The organism is Streptomyces sp. NPDC050509 (genome assembly GCF_044457965.1).
GTDB lineage: Bacteria > Actinomycetota > Actinomycetes > Streptomycetales > Streptomycetaceae > Streptomyces.
In genome coordinates, this window is record NZ_JBITHL010000001.1 from 345896 (window position 1) to 361464 (window position 15569).

14 protein-coding genes are annotated in these 15569 nt (G+C 70.8%); 4 read left to right on the forward strand and 10 right to left on the reverse strand.

Features of this window, described 5'->3' with window-relative positions:
* Positions 1-10: 10 nt before the first annotated feature.
* The 3 genes from ACIBJC_RS01240 to ACIBJC_RS01250 form a co-directional block, all read right to left on the reverse strand.
* Positions 11-730: a family 16 glycoside hydrolase gene (locus ACIBJC_RS01240; protein WP_399286041.1), complete on the reverse strand. Its 720-nt coding sequence runs from the start codon at positions 728-730 to the stop codon at positions 11-13.
* A complete protein-coding gene (gene wecB, locus ACIBJC_RS01245) occupies positions 727-1977 on the reverse strand; it encodes a non-hydrolyzing UDP-N-acetylglucosamine 2-epimerase (protein WP_399286043.1) in 1251 nt (416 codons plus the stop codon). Before wecB ends, ACIBJC_RS01240 begins: the two co-directional genes overlap by 4 nt.
* Positions 1978-2048: 71 nt before the next feature.
* Positions 2049-3290 carry a glycosyltransferase gene (locus tag ACIBJC_RS01250; protein WP_399286045.1) on the reverse strand — a complete coding sequence of 414 codons (1242 nt, stop codon included), beginning with the start codon at positions 3288-3290 and terminating at the stop codon, positions 2049-2051.
* Between the two features lie 580 nt (positions 3291-3870).
* Here ACIBJC_RS01250 and ACIBJC_RS01255 point away from each other — a divergent pair.
* Together ACIBJC_RS01255 and ACIBJC_RS01260 are read left to right on the forward strand one after the other, a co-directional pair.
* Entirely contained in the window at positions 3871-5742 is a 1872-nt protein-coding gene (locus tag ACIBJC_RS01255; protein WP_399286047.1) for a DUF2334 domain-containing protein, read from the forward strand.
* Positions 5743-5868: 126 nt separating this feature from the next.
* On the forward strand, positions 5869-6900 hold the full coding sequence (locus ACIBJC_RS01260; RefSeq protein ID WP_399286049.1) for a glycoside hydrolase family 113: 1032 nt from the start codon (positions 5869-5871) through the stop codon (positions 6898-6900).
* Between the two features lie 43 nt (positions 6901-6943).
* On the opposite strand, the gene ACIBJC_RS01265 is transcribed toward ACIBJC_RS01260, so the two are convergent.
* Together ACIBJC_RS01265 and ACIBJC_RS01270 are read right to left on the reverse strand one after the other, a co-directional pair.
* Positions 6944-7441: an MMPL family transporter gene (locus ACIBJC_RS01265; protein WP_399286051.1), complete on the reverse strand. Its 498-nt coding sequence runs from the start codon at positions 7439-7441 to the stop codon at positions 6944-6946.
* A gap of 21 nt (positions 7442-7462) precedes the next feature.
* Positions 7463-7915, reverse strand: coding sequence for a hypothetical protein (locus ACIBJC_RS01270; RefSeq protein ID WP_399286053.1), 453 nt, complete (start codon positions 7913-7915; stop codon positions 7463-7465).
* Between ACIBJC_RS01270 and ACIBJC_RS01275 the strand changes: the two genes are divergently transcribed.
* Positions 7878-8180, forward strand: a complete 303-nt coding sequence (locus tag ACIBJC_RS01275; RefSeq protein ID WP_399286055.1) for a BTAD domain-containing putative transcriptional regulator — start codon at positions 7878-7880, stop codon at positions 8178-8180. The genes ACIBJC_RS01270 and ACIBJC_RS01275 overlap by 38 nt on opposite strands.
* Before the next feature lie 59 nt (positions 8181-8239).
* Here ACIBJC_RS01275 and ACIBJC_RS01280 read toward each other — a convergent pair whose 3' ends face one another.
* From ACIBJC_RS01280 to ACIBJC_RS01300, 5 genes are all read right to left on the reverse strand, one after another.
* Complete coding sequence (locus ACIBJC_RS01280) at positions 8240-9322, reverse strand: methyltransferase (RefSeq protein WP_399286057.1); 1083 nt, start codon at positions 9320-9322, stop codon at positions 8240-8242.
* Positions 9319-10113, reverse strand: a complete 795-nt coding sequence (locus ACIBJC_RS01285) for a hypothetical protein (protein ID WP_399286059.1) — start codon at positions 10111-10113, stop codon at positions 9319-9321. The genes ACIBJC_RS01280 and ACIBJC_RS01285 overlap by 4 nt, the downstream gene beginning before the upstream one ends.
* Positions 10094-11566 (reverse strand): carbamoyltransferase, encoded by a 1473-nt coding sequence (locus ACIBJC_RS01290; protein ID WP_399286061.1) that lies wholly within the window; start codon positions 11564-11566, stop codon positions 10094-10096. The genes ACIBJC_RS01285 and ACIBJC_RS01290 overlap by 20 nt, the downstream gene beginning before the upstream one ends.
* Positions 11567-11666: 100 nt before the next feature.
* Positions 11667-12872 carry a pyridoxal phosphate-dependent aminotransferase gene (locus tag ACIBJC_RS01295; protein WP_399286063.1) on the reverse strand — a complete coding sequence of 402 codons (1206 nt, stop codon included), beginning with the start codon at positions 12870-12872 and terminating at the stop codon, positions 11667-11669.
* Positions 12869-14251, reverse strand: a complete 1383-nt coding sequence (locus tag ACIBJC_RS01300; RefSeq protein WP_399286065.1) for a B12-binding domain-containing radical SAM protein — start codon at positions 14249-14251, stop codon at positions 12869-12871. The genes ACIBJC_RS01295 and ACIBJC_RS01300 overlap by 4 nt, the downstream gene beginning before the upstream one ends.
* 521 nt (positions 14252-14772) lie before the next feature.
* On the opposite strand from ACIBJC_RS01300, the gene ACIBJC_RS01305 reads away from it, so the two are divergent.
* The gene (locus ACIBJC_RS01305) at positions 14773-15546 is read left to right on the forward strand and encodes a DUF6071 family protein (RefSeq protein ID WP_399286067.1); all 774 of its coding nucleotides are present in this window, start codon (positions 14773-14775) and stop codon (positions 15544-15546) included.
* Positions 15547-15569: the final 23 nt, after the last annotated feature.

Genomic DNA, 15569 nt, shown 5'->3' on the forward strand with positions numbered 1-15569 from the left:
TCCGCGACCTTCACTCCGGCCCCGCGATCGTGATGTCCCGGAACTCCACCCGCGCGTCCTCGGTGTAGCCGCCCACGCTGCCCGCCGTGTACGGCCGTTCGGTGTCGGTGAACGCGACCACCTCGCGGCCGTCCACCACCACCGTCATCCGCGGTCCGCTCTGCCGCACCCGGATCTCCGACCAGTCACCGACGGGGAACCGCGGCGTACCGGTGGCCAGGAACCGCTGTCCGCCCCGGTATTCGGGGTCCCGTTTGCCCAGCTCCCAGCCGTTGGGCTTGAGTGCCAGATAGTAGAAGTGCTCCGGGTCGGTGTACGCCCAGACGAGCCACGCCACTTCCCACGGGTTGGGTTCCGGGGTGCGCAGTTGCTCGACGGTACGCATCCGCGCCCGCAGGTCCAGTCGCTCGTACCGTGCGGTGGAGACCACCAGGCAGGCGTGGGTACGGTCGCGCTCGCGGGCCGCGCGCGGGGTGAGCGTGAGCTCGTCCGCCCCGCCGGTGTTGCCACCGTAGCCGTGGAACACCGAGCGCCAGGGGCCGTGCACCGTACCGTCCCGCCAGGACTCGACGGACTCGGTCCGCCGCTCCTCGTCCCACAGGCCCGCCAGCATCACCCCGCCGGTCGCCAGGACGGCGAACGCCAATACGAGGCCCCCGGCCCAACGCCAGTCACGCCAGCGCCGGGTGCCCCGGCCCCGGCTCCGGTCGCTCCACCGCACGGGCCTCATGCCGCCGGATCGTACGTGCCGGCCAGACCGCCGCGCCCCGGCGCGGGTTCGCCGCCGAAGTCCTCGGTCAGCCTGGCGACGATACGGTCGGCGGCCCGGCCGTCACCGAACGGGTTGCCCGCGCCCGCCATCCGCCGGTACTCGTCGGGGTCGTCCAGGAGTTGCCCGGCCGCGGCCAGGATCGCTTCCGGCTCCGTGCCCACCAGCCGGGCGGCCCCCACCTCCACGGCCTCCGGGCGTTCGGTGGTGGTCCGCAGCACCAGCGTGGGCTTGCCCAGGCTCGGGGCCTCCTCCTGCAACCCACCGGAATCGGTCAGGACCAGGTCGCAGGCGGCCAGGGTCGCGGCGAAGTCCAGGTAGTCGAGCGGGTCGACCACCCGCACCGCCGGGTGACCGTCGAGCTCCGGTAAGAGGGCCTCACGCACCGCCGGGCTGCGGTGCAGCGGCAGCACGATCTCCACGTCGCCCCGGTCGGCCAGACGGCGCAGCGCGGCGCCCATCGAACGCATACGGTCCCCCTGATTCTCCCGGCGGTGCAGGGTCAGGAGTACCCGCCGTTCGTCGGTACGGAACGCGCTGCGCCCGGCGCCTTCCGCCAGTACCCACAGCAGGTTGTCGACCACGGTGTTGCCCGTGGTCATCACCTGCTCGTCGGGGACGCCCTCGGCGCGCAGGTGGCCGGCGGACCGGGTGGTGGGGGCGAAGTGCCAGCGGGCCATCCGGCCGATCAGCCGGCGGTTCAGCTCCTCGGGGAACGGGTTGTCCAGCACACCGGTGCGCAGGCCCGCCTCGACGTGGGCCACGGGAGTGTGCTCGTAGAAGGCGGCCAGCGCGCCGCACAGCGCGGTGGTGGTGTCGCCCTGGACCACCACCAGGTCGGGGCGTTCGGTCCTGATCACCGTGGCGAGCCCGTCCACCAACCGGGCCGTCAGCTCCGAGAGCCGCTGCCGGTCGCGCATCACCGCCAGGTCGGTCTTCACCCCCACTCCGAACATGCCGAGCATCTGCTGGAGCATTTCGCGGTGCTGACCGGTGGTCACCACCATCGGCTGGAACAGTGTGGAGGCGGCCATCGCCCGGATCACCGGGGCCAGTTTGATCGCCTCGGGCCGGGTGCCGAGCACGAGCATGGTGCGTACGGTCCCGGGAGTGACGGGCCTGACGTCCGGGGCGGCCTCGGCGGCCTCGGTGGCCCGGACGGCCGTCGCGGCCGGGGCGGAGGACAGGGGTCTGCCTGATCTGGACATGGGTCTCCCTTGGCTGGGCGAGCGGAAGGAGCACGAGCGGTACGGATGTCACGGAAGGTGCGGTACGTGGGTCAGCTGCGGGCGGTCTTGAGCCAGGTCCGTTTGCCGGTGACGGTCCGCCACAGCCCCCACCAGCCGGACGCGAACCAGATGTAGCCGTAGATCACGAAGACATGTCCGAGCAGTGCGGCGTGGAGCGCGCCGAGCGACCGCTCGCGCCGCCGGTACACGAAGCCGTAGATCCAGGCCGCGGTGAACGACAGCAGGTACGGGCCGAGGAACCACATCGTGGAGACCTGCGCGTGGCCGGTCATGAGGGAACCGGCGACCGTGCCGAACACGGCGACGAGAAAGGACAGCGGCAGCAGCGAGGTGAGCAGGATCAGCACCGGGCTGGACAGGTGGTAGATCAGGTCCATCGCCGCCCGGCCGGGAACGTCACGCAGGATCAGCGGCACCAGGTTGGCCGACTGGAGGTGCCCCTGGAACCAGCGGGAGCGCTGGCGGATCAGCCGCCGCAGGTTCAGCACGGCCTGCTGGGAGACGGCCGCCGTGGTGCAGTGCTGGTTGGTCCAGCCGCGTGCGATCAGCCGTACCCCGAGGTCCAGGTCCTCGGTGAGGCTGTCGCTCCACGGGTCCTCGCCCAGGGTGTCGAGCGCGGACAGCCGCATGAACTGTCCGTTGCCGCCCATCCCGACACTGCCGATGAAGCGGCGGGCGCTCTGGAATATGTCGCCGTAGACGACGAACTCCATGTCCTGCAGCCGGGCCAGCAGGCCCTCCCGCCGGTTGTACATCCGGACGCCGATCTGGGTGGCCCCGGTCATCGGATCGTTGAAGAACGGGTCGACGGCGTCGATGACATGCTGGTCCAGCCGTCCGTCCGCGTCCACCACACAGACGATCACATCGCTCGGGTCCCGGTCGCCGAGGAGGCCCGAAGCGCGCAGCAGACGTACGCCGTCGTTGAGCGCCGCGCCCTTGCCGAGCCGGGCCTCGGGCAGCCTGCGCTGGTGGAGCCAGACCCGTTGGGGGTCCGCGGAGCGCGCTATCTCGGGTGTCCGGTCGTCGGACCCGTCGTCGATGACCAGGGCGACGCAGTTCCCGGCGGGCAGGGCGGTTATTCGCGCGAGGCTTTCGGCCAGCACCATCTCCTCGTTGAGACAGGCGAGCAGAAAAACATAGAAGCGCTGCTCACCGGAGTCGGGGCGGTGCGGCACCTGACGGCGGGAAAGCAGGAAGAGCGCGAAGTTGTACGTTCCCGCCATCGCGATGAGGGCGATGCTGGCCCATATCAGGACCTCCCCGATCACGACCGGTCCACCGCGGGACGGTCGCGCGCCACCGGAACACCGCGTTCAGTCGCGGGGAGTCCGGCACGTAATCGCAATCGAGCCACCAGCAGGCCGAAAACAATCAGGCAGTACAACAGGAAACCTGCCCCGGCAGCCGCCTGCAAAGCCCTGGCCAGCGGAATCCCGGGAAAAGCCTCGGGTGCCGCCGCCAGACCCACCAAGGGCAGGGCTGAGCCCAAAACAGACCTACCATACATCAGTCCCCCACATTCAACTCGGCGCAGGAGTGACGGGCGCTCCCCAACGGACCGGTCTCTGCGCGCTTACGGAAAGTACCAGACGCATCACCCCCGCAGCACCCCTGGGGGGAGGGCACTTCCGCGGGAATCACATGTCTGGATTTTCTCCCCAGAGGCCCCATTGACAGTCGGCGTGAATGGTCAGAAGAATCACCGGCCTGTCGAGCTCATTAATCCCGCTTGTGGAATTGCACGACGGGCCGGAAAGGATCATCGCATCAAATATCGGCCATGATCCGCCGATGCCTCAGCTCCTTGTTCCACACAATGCGGGGCCTGAATCGAGGGGGGTACCAAGTATGAGTGAGCCCTGGAGAAGAGCACGGTCGGCCTGGCTGGCCGTGATCGCTCTCGCGATCGCCGCCTTGGTCGGCGGCGGCCTGTTGGCACCGGCGACCGCCGCCGACCGGGACGGCCGTGGGGACGCCGACCGGTCGACGGCGCACGCTCCTTCCACCGGTGTGCGCGCCGACGAACTGAAGGGCTGGGCGGCGGCGCAGCGGTCCGCCGACGCGGAGCGGCGGGCGGCCAAGAGCGCCCGGCCCACCACCGAGAACCGGACATCGAAGCCGGGTGAGTTGTCGAGGGAGCGGGCGTCGGCCACCGGCCGGCAGGCCCGCACCGCACCGCGCGCCGCCGAGCCCGGCGAGGCGAAGACACTGGTGCTCTACGACACCGCGGGCCCGTTCGGGCACCTCGGTGAGTTGTACGCGATGGGCGTGGCGAACCTCGGCGGCCACTTCGGCACCGTGACCACCAAGCCGGTCCAGGAGTACACGCCGGAGCTGATGGAGTCGTACGACGCCACCGTGTACATCGGCTCCACGTACTACAGCGAGGAGATCCCCGACGCCGTGCCGGAGGACTTCTACCTCGACACACTGCTGTCCGAGCGGCCGGTGATCTGGATCGGCGAGAACATCTGGAACATGGCGAACTCCATCAGCCTCCAGGAGTTCCAGTACCGGTACGGCTGGGACCCGACGTCCTCCTTCTACGAGACGGACGGCAGCGTCGGCCAGATCAGCCGGGTCGACTACAAGGGCCAGCAGCTCACGCGGAAGATCCCGGTGGGCCAGGACGCCGGGGTGCTGCACCCTCACATCGCGGCCGGGGCGGGCGGTCCGCAGGTGACCGAGGTGGCCCAGGCGGTGGACACGGCCGGGGGCACGACGAAGACCTCCCCGTGGGCGCTCCGTTCGGGCAATCTGACCTACATCGGTGAGATCCCCTTCACCTATGTCTCGGAGACCGACCGGATTCTCGCCTTCCAGGACATGCTGTTCGACGCGCTGGCCCCCCAGACCGCCGAGCAGCACCGGGCCATGGTGCGTCTGGAGGACATCACCCCGCTGTCCGACGCCACCAGCATGCGGGCGATCGCCGACTACCTGAAGTCGAAGAACATCCCGTACGGCATCAACGTCATTCCGGTGTACAGCGACCCCAAGGGCGTACAGAACAACGGGGTGGCGCGCACCGTACGGCTCTCCCAGCGGCCGGCTCTGGTGAACACCCTCAAGTACATGCTGGCCAACGGCGCGGTGCTGATGGATCACGGCTACACCCATCAGTACGGGAACGCGGACAACCCGTACAACGGGCTGAGCGCCGACGACTTCGAGTTCTTCCGGGCCCATGTGGACGCCACCGACACGGTGATCTACGACGGTCCCGCGACGGAGGACTCCGCCGAGTGGGCACAGGGCCGGGTCACCGCCGCACTCGCCGAGTTCGCGCGGGTCGGTCTCCCCAAGCCCCGGCTGTGGGTCACCCCGCACTACGCGGCCTCGGCCACGGACTACCGGGTGTTCGCACAGAACTTCGAGGCCAGGATGGAGCGTCCCCTGTACTTCGCGGGAACGCTGACCGGCGAACCGTCCGATTCCAGCCGCTACCTCGGGCAGTTCTTCCCGTACCCCGTCACCGATGTCTACGGTACGAAGGTGCTCCCGGAGAACCTGGGCAGCTACGAGCCGGAGGCCCACAACAACAACCCGCCCAGGCTGGCGGCGGACCTGGTCAAGAACGCCAAGGCCAATCTGGCCGTGCGGGACGGCTTCGCCAGCTTCTACTACCACCCGTACCAGCCGGTGGAGCCGCTGCAGGAGACGGTCGAGGGCATTCTGGCGCTCGGCTACACCTTCGTCAGCCCGGAGAGCCTGCTCTGATCTGATCCGGCCCGCTCCCGCACCACGTACCACTGTTCCTCACCACCCGTGCTGTTCCCGGCCCGCACCGAGCGGGCCGGGAACAGCACGGTCGTCCGGGCGCTGCCCGAGAAAGGCCCTGGTCCGATGAGAGCGCTGAGGCGGACGACCGCGGCCCTGGCGGCGACGGCGACCGCCGCCGTCGCCGTACTGACAGGATGCTCGGCGGGCGGGGACGGGGACGGCTCTCCCGAACAGCGGGTACGGGGCATCACACTGCCCGCCTGGAGCACCGGCGACTACGACCGGAGCGAGGCCCGGAGCTATCTTCGGCAGATCGCCGGCACCGGTGCCAGGTGGGTGGTGTTCACCCCCACCTGGTACCAGGACGGGACCCGCCGGTCCACGATGCACCCCACCGAGGAGACGGCAAACGACGCCGGTGTGCGCCGGATCGTCGGCCTGGCCCACGCGGCCGGGCTGAAGGTGATGCTCAAACCTCATGTGGACCTGGTGAACGGCGACGACCGGGCCGGAATCCGGCCCGCCGACAAGGACGCCTGGTTCACCGCGTACGAACACTTCATCACCCACTACGCCCGGCTGGCCGGGGAGTTGGACGTGGAGCAGTTCGCGGTCGGTACGGAGCTGGCGGGCACCTCCGGTGACCGGCGGCGCTGGCGGGCCGTGATCGCCGCGGTGCGCGACACCTACGACGGCACACTGACCTACGCCGCCAACTACGACGAGTACGCGGCCATCCGCTTCTGGACATCCCTCGACCTGATCGGCATCGACGCCTACTGGCCGCTGGCGGACTCCGCCACGACCGATCCGGCCCGGCTGGCCGAGGGCTGGCGGCCGATCGTCACCGAACTCGCCGCGTTCGCCGAGCGGCAGGACCGAAAGATCCTGTTCACCGAGGCCGGCTACGTCAGCCAGCACGGAACCGCGGCCGAGCCGTACTCCTGGACCGTCAGCGAGCGCGCCGGGGCCGACGAACAGGCGGCGGCCTACGAGGCACTGCTGACGGCCTTCGACGACGAGTCGTGGTGGGCCGGGGTGTGCTGGTGGATGTGGGACGACTGGCCGGACAGCGGCGAGACGGAGCGACGGCTGGCCTACACCCCGCACGGCAAACCCGCCGAGCAGGTGCTGCGGAGCTGGTGGCGGGAGTGACACGGGTGGCGGGAGCGAGCGGCGCCCGCCCGCAGCACGGTGATCACACGTACTCCCGGCGAAGCTCCGGCTCCCGCTCCAGCTCCGCCGCCTCCCTGATCCGGAAGCGGCGCAGCGCCTTCGGTGCCCACCAGTTCGCCCGTCCCGCGAGCCGCATCGTCACGGGCAGCAGCACCACCCGGATGAGGGTCGCGTCGACGAGGATCGTCAGGGCCGTACCGATGCCGAGCTCCTTGAGGAAGACGACGCCGCCCGTGGCGTACGACAGGAAGGACACCGCGAGGATGCCGGCCGCCGCGGTGATCAGCGGTGCGCTGCGCCGGATGCCCTCGCCGACCGCGCGTTCGGTGTCGCCCGTCCGGTCGTACTCCTCCTTGATGCGTGACAGCAGGAAGACCTCGTAGTCCATCGACAGTCCGTACGCCACACAGAACATCAGCACCGGAATGCTCGGCTCGATCGAACCGGTCGGGGTGAAGCCGAGCGGTCCGGAGAGGTTCCCGTCCTGGAAGCACGGTCGCCTTGACCGACAGCAGCACACTGCCCGTCATCAGGAAGAGGATCAGATACGTCGCCCCGAGGACCGGACCGGCCGCGAGCGGCAGCCGGTCGAGGAGTGTGGAGCGGAAGTCGGTGGTCTCGCCCGGGGAGCCGCCAGGCGTACGCGGCCGTCGGGCGCCGTCAGCCGGTCCTGCCCCGGTTCCCCCGCCCGCTTCCCGTCACGGTAGGCGCCGGACGGCGCGTCGACCTGGAACACGCCCGGGATCCGGGAGAGTTCGGCGGCGTACGCGCGTGTGCCGGCGGGGTTCGTGAGCGGTTTCGTGAGGACGACCTGGATCATGTCGGTGGGTTCGGCGGGGAACTCCTCGTGCACGATTTCGGAGGTGGTGCGCGAGGAGGTCCCTTCGGGGAGCGTGCGCTCGTCGGGGAGGCCGAAGCGCAGGCCCAGGAGGGGTGAGGCGGCGAGGAGCAGGACGGTGAGCACTCCGGCGCCGGCGAGCAGCGGGCGACGCATCGCCGCGATCGCCGTACGGTGCCAGAAACCGGAGGCGGGCGCGGTGGCCCGCTCGACCCGGTGGCCCCAGCGGGTCAGGGCCGCCGGGAGGAAGACCACCGCTCCGGTCACCGCGGTCGACGCGCTGTCCGCCTACGAGGCGGCACGGCAGCGGCTCGCCGAGGCGCTGGGCGCGGACCCGGGGCCGCCCCTGCGGTCCCTGCACACGCGGATGCTCCGCCAGGACCGTGACCTGCTGCCGCCGCCTCCCGTAGCGGTGTCCTGAGACGCGTCACGCCGGGTCGGCCGTCCCCGGGCCGGACCACCTCGTCGCGTGAGCGGCCCTCACGGGGTGCTGCCGGAGCGGAACTCCATCACGGTGGCACCCCCCGGCAGACGGTCGGACGCGCTCAGGGTGAGCCCGGCCCGTCCGGCGAGCCGGGCGTAGTCCGCCACCGATCGCTTCCGGCCGCCCAGCAGGACCAGCATGCGCAGATCGTGCGAGGTCAGCCGGCGGGTCTCGGCCAGGTCCTCGGCGCTGTCCGGCGTGCCGGGCGCCGGCTCGCCGGGGAGTACCCGTTCGGCGATCAACACCCGTCCGCCGTCGGGGACTGCGGCGGCGCAGGTCCGCAGGATCCGTTCGGCGCTCTCGTCGTCCCAGTCGGCCAGCACCCGGGAGAGGAGACACGCGTCCGCCGCCGGGAGGTGGTCGAACATGTCGTGGACCGCCGCGTCCGCCCGGTCGCCGAGGCCGTGCGCGGCGAGGTAGCGGCGCGCCTCGGCCACGGATCCCGCCTGGTCGGCCACCGTGCCGCGCAGGTGCGGGTGGGCCTGGAGGATCTCCCGGAGCAGGGCTCCGGTGCCTCCGCCGACGTCGACGACATGCCGGACGCCCGACCAGTCGTACCCGCTGCCGATGCCCCGGGTGGACTGGGAGACCTGGGCCATCAGCCGGTCGAACGACTCGGTCCGGGCGGGCGACGCGCCCAGGTCCGCCCAGAACGGGGCTCCGTGGACCTTCTCGTGGACGGGGGTTCCGGAGCGGACCGCGTCCACCAGGTACGGGAAGGTGGTGTCGAGCCGGCCGGCCACCTCGTCGGCGTCCAGCCACTGGCGCAGATTGGCCGGGTGGCCGGAGAGCAGTTCCCCGGCCAGCTCGGTGAGCGCGTACGTGCCGGGTTCCGGCTCGGCGAAGATGTCCCGGCAGGTGAGGAAGCGCAGGAGCCGGGCGAGGGCCTGCGGGTCGGCGCCGGCCGCCTCGGCCAGGTCGGGCAGCCGGGTGTGTCCGGCGGCGATGTGGTCGGCGAGACGGAGGGTGGCCGCCGCCCGTACGGCGAACGGGGTGACGATGTCGGCGATCTCGGTGAGGCCGCGGGACGGCTCCGGGGCGTCGGGCCGGACCGGAGCCGATTCGGATGCGGTGGTCATGTGCTCCTCCATGGGGACGTCGCGGTGGCGGAGGCCGGGCAGGTGCAGGGGGTGACGGTGGTCCGCGTGGACCGCCCGCCCGGTTCGTGCGGCAACGGGCCGCCCGGCTCCCCGGCGTCCGGGTGTCCGGCAGTACGGTCCTCCCCCGACGGCGGACACGGGCCCGGCGGGCCGAGTTCGGCGAGCAGGGCGGCCGCCTGGCGCCGGGTGCGGCAGCGGTGGACGGGGGCGCCGGTGCGCCGCAGGACGTCGTGGATGACGACCAGGTCCCGCCGCCGGAAGAGCAGGGCCTTGCGGAGCAGGGCGGTCAGGCTGAGCACCGGTGGGTCGCCGGAGTCCCGGAGCCGGCGCGGCACGTACTCCGTTCCGCGCGCCGCGTGGCGCCGTCCCGGTCCGCCGCGCGGCGTCGTCCCCCGTACCTCCGTGTCGTGGGCCGAGCGCCGCAGGCGCAGGCTGCGCCGTACCAGCGCCACCGCGCACAGCAGCGGGTGGCGGTCGAGGAGCACGACGAGATCGGCGGCGCGGGCGCGCGGTTCGGCGCTGTCGGCGTAGTTGCCGTCGGCGATCCAGCGCGGGAGGGCGCACAGGGCGCGGACACGGTGGTCCCACTCCTCCTCCCCCGGGCGGGACCAGCCCGGGGACCAGTACAGGTCGTCGAGGTGGTACAGCGGCAGGGCCGTCGTCCCGGCGAGTTGATGGCAGAAGGCGGTCTTGCCGCTGCCGGGGCTGCCGAGGACGACGATCCGCCGCAGCGGTCGCCCGCGCGGCGCGTCACAGGACGGGGATGCCATGGAGCTTCCCGAACCGGTCGGCGTCCTCGGCGGTGTTCACCAGGGGCTCGCCCTTGATGTTGAGACTGGTGTTGAGGAGCATCGGACAGCCGGTCTCCTCGTGGAAGCGCCGCAGCAGGTTGTGGAGGAACGGGTTCTGCCGCGCGTTGACGGTCTGGACCCGGCTGGTGCCGTCGACATGGCAGACCGCCAGATGGGCCTCGGGCTTGCGGGCGTTGGCGACGAACTGCATGTACGGGCTGGTCGGTACGGGCAGGTCGAAGGAGGCGTGGGCGTGCTCCTCCAGGACGATGGGGGCGAACGGCCGGAAGGGTTCGCGGCGTTTGATCTCGTTCACCCGGCGCTTGGCGGTCGGCGGGCGGGGGTCGGCGAGCAGGCTGCGGTTGCCCAGTGCGCGCGGCCCGAACTCGGCCCTGCCGTGGGCCACGGCCAGGACCTCGCCCCGGATGAGCCGCTTGAGGGCGTCGTCCACGTCGGGTTCCCTGTCGATGTCGTGGCCGAGGTACGGGCCCGGCCAGTGGACGGGCCGACCGAGGTGGGCGAGGGCGGAGCCGACCGAGCTGCCCGCGTCGCCGGGGCTCGGCATGATCCAGATGGTGTCGAAGAGGCCGGAACGGGCGAGGCGGGCGTTGTAGGCGCAGTTGAGCGCGACTCCGCCGGAGAAGACCAGGTTGCGGGACCCGGTCTCCCTGGCCGCCCAGGCGAACAGCCCGTCGAGCAGCCGCTCGGTCACCTCCTGGGCGCTGGCGGCGAGTGTGGCCGGGTCATCCAGTTCGGGTCGCCAGTCGGCGATGCCGCGGTGCACTGAGCGGGTGAGGCGGAAGTCCGGCCAGTCCGCCCGTTCGACGAAGTCCTCCCACATCACATCGGCGAGGTCCGGCGTGCCGTAGGCCGCCAGGCCCATCATGATGTACTCCTCCTCGTTGGGCTTGAAGCCCGCGCGCTGGGTGAAGGCGGAGTACAACAGGCCGATGCTGTGGGGGTAGTTCACCGTGGCGACCCGGTCGAGGCGGTCGCCGCGGCCGTGCCACAGCGACACCGTGTTCCACTCGCCGATGCCGTCCACGACGACCACGGCGGCCTCCGGCATGCCTGAGGTGTAGTAGCCACCGGCCGCGTGCGAGCGGTGGTGGTCGACGATGTGCACGCGCGCCCCGCGCAGTTGCGGGAAGCGCCGCAGATACGCGCGCAGGCCGACCGGTTCGGTCGCGAGCCCGAACTGTCCGGAGCGGAGCTGCCGGGTGCGTTTGAGGAGGGGGCGTTCGTAGTACACGACGTCGTCGACGCGGTCCAGGTGGGCGAGGGCCGCGGACACCGCCTGCGGGGAGAGCGCGGCGTCGTTCTTGCGTCTGCTGTACCGCTCGCAGTGCGAGGCGAAGACGAGTTCGTCGTCGCGGACGGCGGCGACCGCCGCGTCGTGGCTGCGGCAGGACAGGCCGAGGATGTGCGCCATGGTGCGGCACCTCCAGTGGTGCGCGAAGTCGGGGTCGCGGGAGCCGTGCGGGCTGGGGGCGGCGTCCCGGGCGGAGGCCGGGGAGGGACGGGGGGCGGTGTCAATACGGCCGTTCCCCGTGCCGTGCGGCCTGTCTCGGGGCGGCCGGCGCGTTGACGCGAGGGCGGGGACGGTCGGCCACCGCGTCCAGCAGCCGCGCCACCCGTTCCATCGTCGGACGGTCCGCCAGGGACACCCGGAAGCAGCCGCGCAGCCCGGGGAGGTCGGACAGGGAGCGGATACGGACGCGGTGCGCGGCGAGATGGTCGCGGGCCGCGTCGGCGGTGGCGGGGTCGGGCGACCAGAACGTGACGAAGTTGGCGCCCGGCTGGAGCGCGTGCCACCCGGGGTGGGTGGACAGGACCCGGTCGGTGAACTCCTGCCGTACGGCGCGGACGTCCCGCCAGATCTCCTGCCAGCGTTCGCGCTGCGGGGCCAGACGTTCCAGCAGGGCGACACCGGGGGCGCCGACCGCGTTCTCGGGACGGAAGCGGCCGAGATGCTCCCGGAGCGCCGGATGGACGAGCAGCGCGGCGATGCGCAGTCCGGCCAGGGCGAACGCCTTGGAGTAGGAGTGCACGACGACGACGTTGGGGAACTCGGCGACGAGCGGCGCGTGGGAGGTGTGGACGAAGTCGCCGTAGGCCTCGTCGATCACGAGCAGATGGCCCAGGTCCCGGGCCGTCCCGGCGAACCGGCGCATGGTGGACGGGGGGTACAGCAGGCCGCTGGGGCTGCCCGGGTTGGTGACGGCGGCCACGGTCGGCCCCGGCGCGTCCCGCAGCGCGTCCAGCAGGGGGTCGGGGTCGGCGGTGGGTGGTGCGCCGGTGACGCCGGGGACGCCGGTCACCCGGACCCCGCGCAGCTCGGCGTAATGGCGCCAGGCCTCGAAGGCGGGTTCCTGGAGCAGCAGCCGGCCGACCGGACGGACGAGGGCGTCGACGACGAGGCCGATGCCGTTGTCCGACCCCGCCGTGAGCAGGACGTGGGCGCTGTCGAGCCCGTGGTAGGCGCCGAGCGCGTCCAGGGCGCGGTCCTGGAAGGGGTAGGCGATGGTCTCCGCCAGGGGCAGCGCGGCCAGTTCGCTCCGCACCAGCCGGTCGCTCCACGGGTGCTGGAGTTCGCAGCTCTTGAGGTTGAGTGTGCCGGTGCGGCGCTCGCGGGGCTGCCAGCTCAGGCCGAGGGTCTCCGTACCGAGCGGGAAGCGGAAGCCGTCGAGGTCCACGGTGCGGGTCGGTCCGGGTGTGCCGCGTGCCGGGCCGGTCAACGGGGGTCCTGCTGCGGAATGCGTTCGTGGACGCTGGTGAGCCGGTCTTCCCGGCCGAACAGGAAGGCGTAGCGGGCGTCGACTTCGGGCCGCCGCGCGGTCCCGTCGCCGTCGGTCCCGTCGCCGTCGGCCTCCCCCAGGACCGGTTCCCCGCTGATCAACTGCCGGTTGAAGCGCGCCACTTGATGGGTGGTCATGTCCCCTGTCATCTCATGGAACGGGGTGTACATGGTCGGGCGGATACGGGCGCCGAGCGAGCGGGCGAACTCGACGGTGCGCGCCGTGCCCTCGACGGAGGTGCCCGGCAGCCCGACGATGACGAACGCGTTCAGTTCGATGCCCGCCGCGTCGCACCACTGGGCCAGCGTCCGGAACCTCTCCTCCTCGATGCGTTTGTTCCGGGGCAGCCCGCCCTGGCCCTCCGCCTCCAGGGTTTCGAGTCCCACGGAGATACGGACGCAGCCGGCCCGGCCCATCAGGGCCACCAGTTCCTCCCCGAGGTGGTGGATGGTGGTCGCGCATTTCCACTGCGGCGAGACCGGGCCCTCGATGAACCGCTCGCACAACTCCCGGACCCAGCGCCGGTCGAGTGTGAATGTAGGGGCGTAGAAGGCGACGTATTCGAACGGGTGTCGGGCATAACTGTCCCGGATGTAGTCGATGACAGCGTCCACCGTCATGCGCCGCTCGCGGAGTCCGAAGATCTCCGGAACTTCGCAGAACTCGCAGCCGACCGGGCATCCGCGGGCCGCCGGTACGACGAGTTCGCGCCGGAAGGGGATCCCGCAGAATTTGTGCTCGTCCTTGGCGTAAAAGCGATCGTAGTCCTGGTAGGGGATTTCGTCGATATCGGGCAGGGACCACTCCTCGGGAGCGAGCCGGTCGCCGGGGCCGCCGGGTTCGAGCCAGTTCTTGCCGTGCCGTACCGCGACACCGGGTAATCCGGCCACAGGGGCGGTTTCGGGACCGGATTCCGCGAGCCCGTCGACGTAGTGCGCCACTCCGCACTCGTAGTCCCCGGACTGCACGACGGCGTCCAGGTCGAACTGGCGGAAATAACCGGGGTTGAGGCTGGATAGCCGACCGAAGGTGATCAGCCGGCTGTGCGGGGAAAGCACCCGCGCGTACTCGGTGAATCGCGCCAGACCGTCCACCGCGTCGAAGTCGTTCATCACCGCGATGACGTCGTAGCGGCCTTGGTAGAGCAGGTCACCGACGCCCTTCCAGTTCATGCTCAGGGTGCCGGCCTCGCAGGTGTCCACCCGCCCCGTGCCCGGCCGGTGGCGCAGATGGCCGGCCACCATGTACAGCGGGCTGTGGTGGCCGGCGTTGAAGTAACTCGGCACGTGGGGCGGCCAGATCAGCAGCACGTCCGTCATGTGCGCTCCCTTGCGTCGATGGGTCGGAACTGCGAGGGCCGCCGTGCGGCGGCATGACTGTGGGCCGGTGCCGCCCGGCGGGAAAGAGGGGGTTCGGACGACGGCCCCGACACGTCCGCGTGTGTGCGGGGCGCGCCGGCCATGACCACGCGGCCGGCCGGAGAACGGGCATGGTGCGCCCCTGTTCCGCCGGAAGCATGTGGTGCGTTCTACCCCTTTCGACGCCCTTCCTATTCACCGGTGCGGAGGAACCCCGGCCGTTCTTGACCGGTTCTTTCCCTTCGGCTGTTGTGACGTCGACGGATATTTCGAGGTCAGACGGAAGGCGGAGCCACTTGAACCGGCCCGTATCTTCTTCCATATGGCCGGAATCGACGGGACACACTGAGGAAGAGCCTCCGGCACGGTTGCCCGCCCGCGCCATGGAGTGTTTCATTCACACCAGCACCTCGCATTTCGTCGCGTTACTTCCATGTGCTGTCCGGGGGTAAGTCGTGCTTGTGTATGCCAATGGCTGTTCCATGACATACGGCGCCGAGTTGGTGGACGATCTCAACCCCGATGCCGTGCTGCAACGCTATAGAGAGGAACATTCCTGGCCGGCCCGGCTGGGTGACTTCCTGGACGCCGAAGACGTGGTGAACGACGCCGTGATCTCAGGTTCCAACGACCGGATACTGCGTACCACCGTCGACTGGCTGGCCGGACATCGCGAGACCGTGGAGAAAGGCCATCTGCTGGTCGTCATCGGCTGGTCGGGCGCGATGCGCCGCGAGTTCTACGTGGACGGCGAGTTCCGGCAGGTCATTCCGTACCAGCAGCATCAGCATGCGGACCTCCAGAGACTGACGGACGTCTACCGCGAGGTGGCCTGGCACGACCAGGAGTCCGGGGCCCGGCTGATCACGCAGATCCTGTCCCTCCAGTCGTTCCTGCGGCTGCACCGGATCCCGTATCTGTTCTTCGACGCCATCGAGAGTTCCTTCGACACCCTCGGCCGGGCCGGTCTGGCCGGGAGCGGCGGTGTGGACATGGTGGACCGCACACACTTCTACCGGTTCGGCGACGCCGACGGGTCCATGGCCGATGTACTGCGTACGTCCGGCACCGGCTGGAAGGGCCGGCATCCCGCCGAGGACGGTCACGAGACCTGGGCGCACAAACTGGCGGCGCATGTGGTGGCCGAGCGGCTGCTCAGACGCCCCACCACCGCGCCCGTCACACCGCCTGCCGGTCCCGCCTTCGCCCGCCGGCGTGTCTTCCGGTCCGCGAACCGCGATTTCCTCTACCCCTGACGCCCCGGAAAGGCCCCTTATGG

Bases quoted from the DNA above. Each gene is read 5' to 3' on its own strand.
- ACIBJC_RS01240 (WP_399286041.1), bottom strand. From the start codon at position 730: ATGAGGCCCGTGCGGTGGAGCGACCGGAGCCGGGGCCGGGGCACCCGG.
- wecB (WP_399286043.1), bottom strand. From the start codon at position 1,977: ATGTCCAGATCAGGCAGACCCCTGTCCTCCGCCCCGGCCGCGACGGCC.
- ACIBJC_RS01255 (WP_399286047.1), top strand. From the start codon at position 3,871: ATGAGTGAGCCCTGGAGAAGAGCACGGTCGGCCTGGCTGGCCGTGATC.
- ACIBJC_RS01260 (WP_399286049.1), top strand. From the start codon at position 5,869: ATGAGAGCGCTGAGGCGGACGACCGCGGCCCTGGCGGCGACGGCGACC.
- ACIBJC_RS01270 (WP_399286053.1), bottom strand. From the start codon at position 7,915: ATGCGTCGCCCGCTGCTCGCCGGCGCCGGAGTGCTCACCGTCCTGCTC.
- ACIBJC_RS01280 (WP_399286057.1), bottom strand. From the start codon at position 9,322: ATGACCACCGCATCCGAATCGGCTCCGGTCCGGCCCGACGCCCCGGAG.
- ACIBJC_RS01285 (WP_399286059.1), bottom strand. From the start codon at position 10,113: ATGGCATCCCCGTCCTGTGACGCGCCGCGCGGGCGACCGCTGCGGCGG.
- ACIBJC_RS01290 (WP_399286061.1), bottom strand. From the start codon at position 11,566: ATGGCGCACATCCTCGGCCTGTCCTGCCGCAGCCACGACGCGGCGGTC.
- ACIBJC_RS01300 (WP_399286065.1), bottom strand. From the start codon at position 14,251: ATGACGGACGTGCTGCTGATCTGGCCGCCCCACGTGCCGAGTTACTTC.
- ACIBJC_RS01305 (WP_399286067.1), top strand. From the start codon at position 14,773: ATGACATACGGCGCCGAGTTGGTGGACGATCTCAACCCCGATGCCGTG.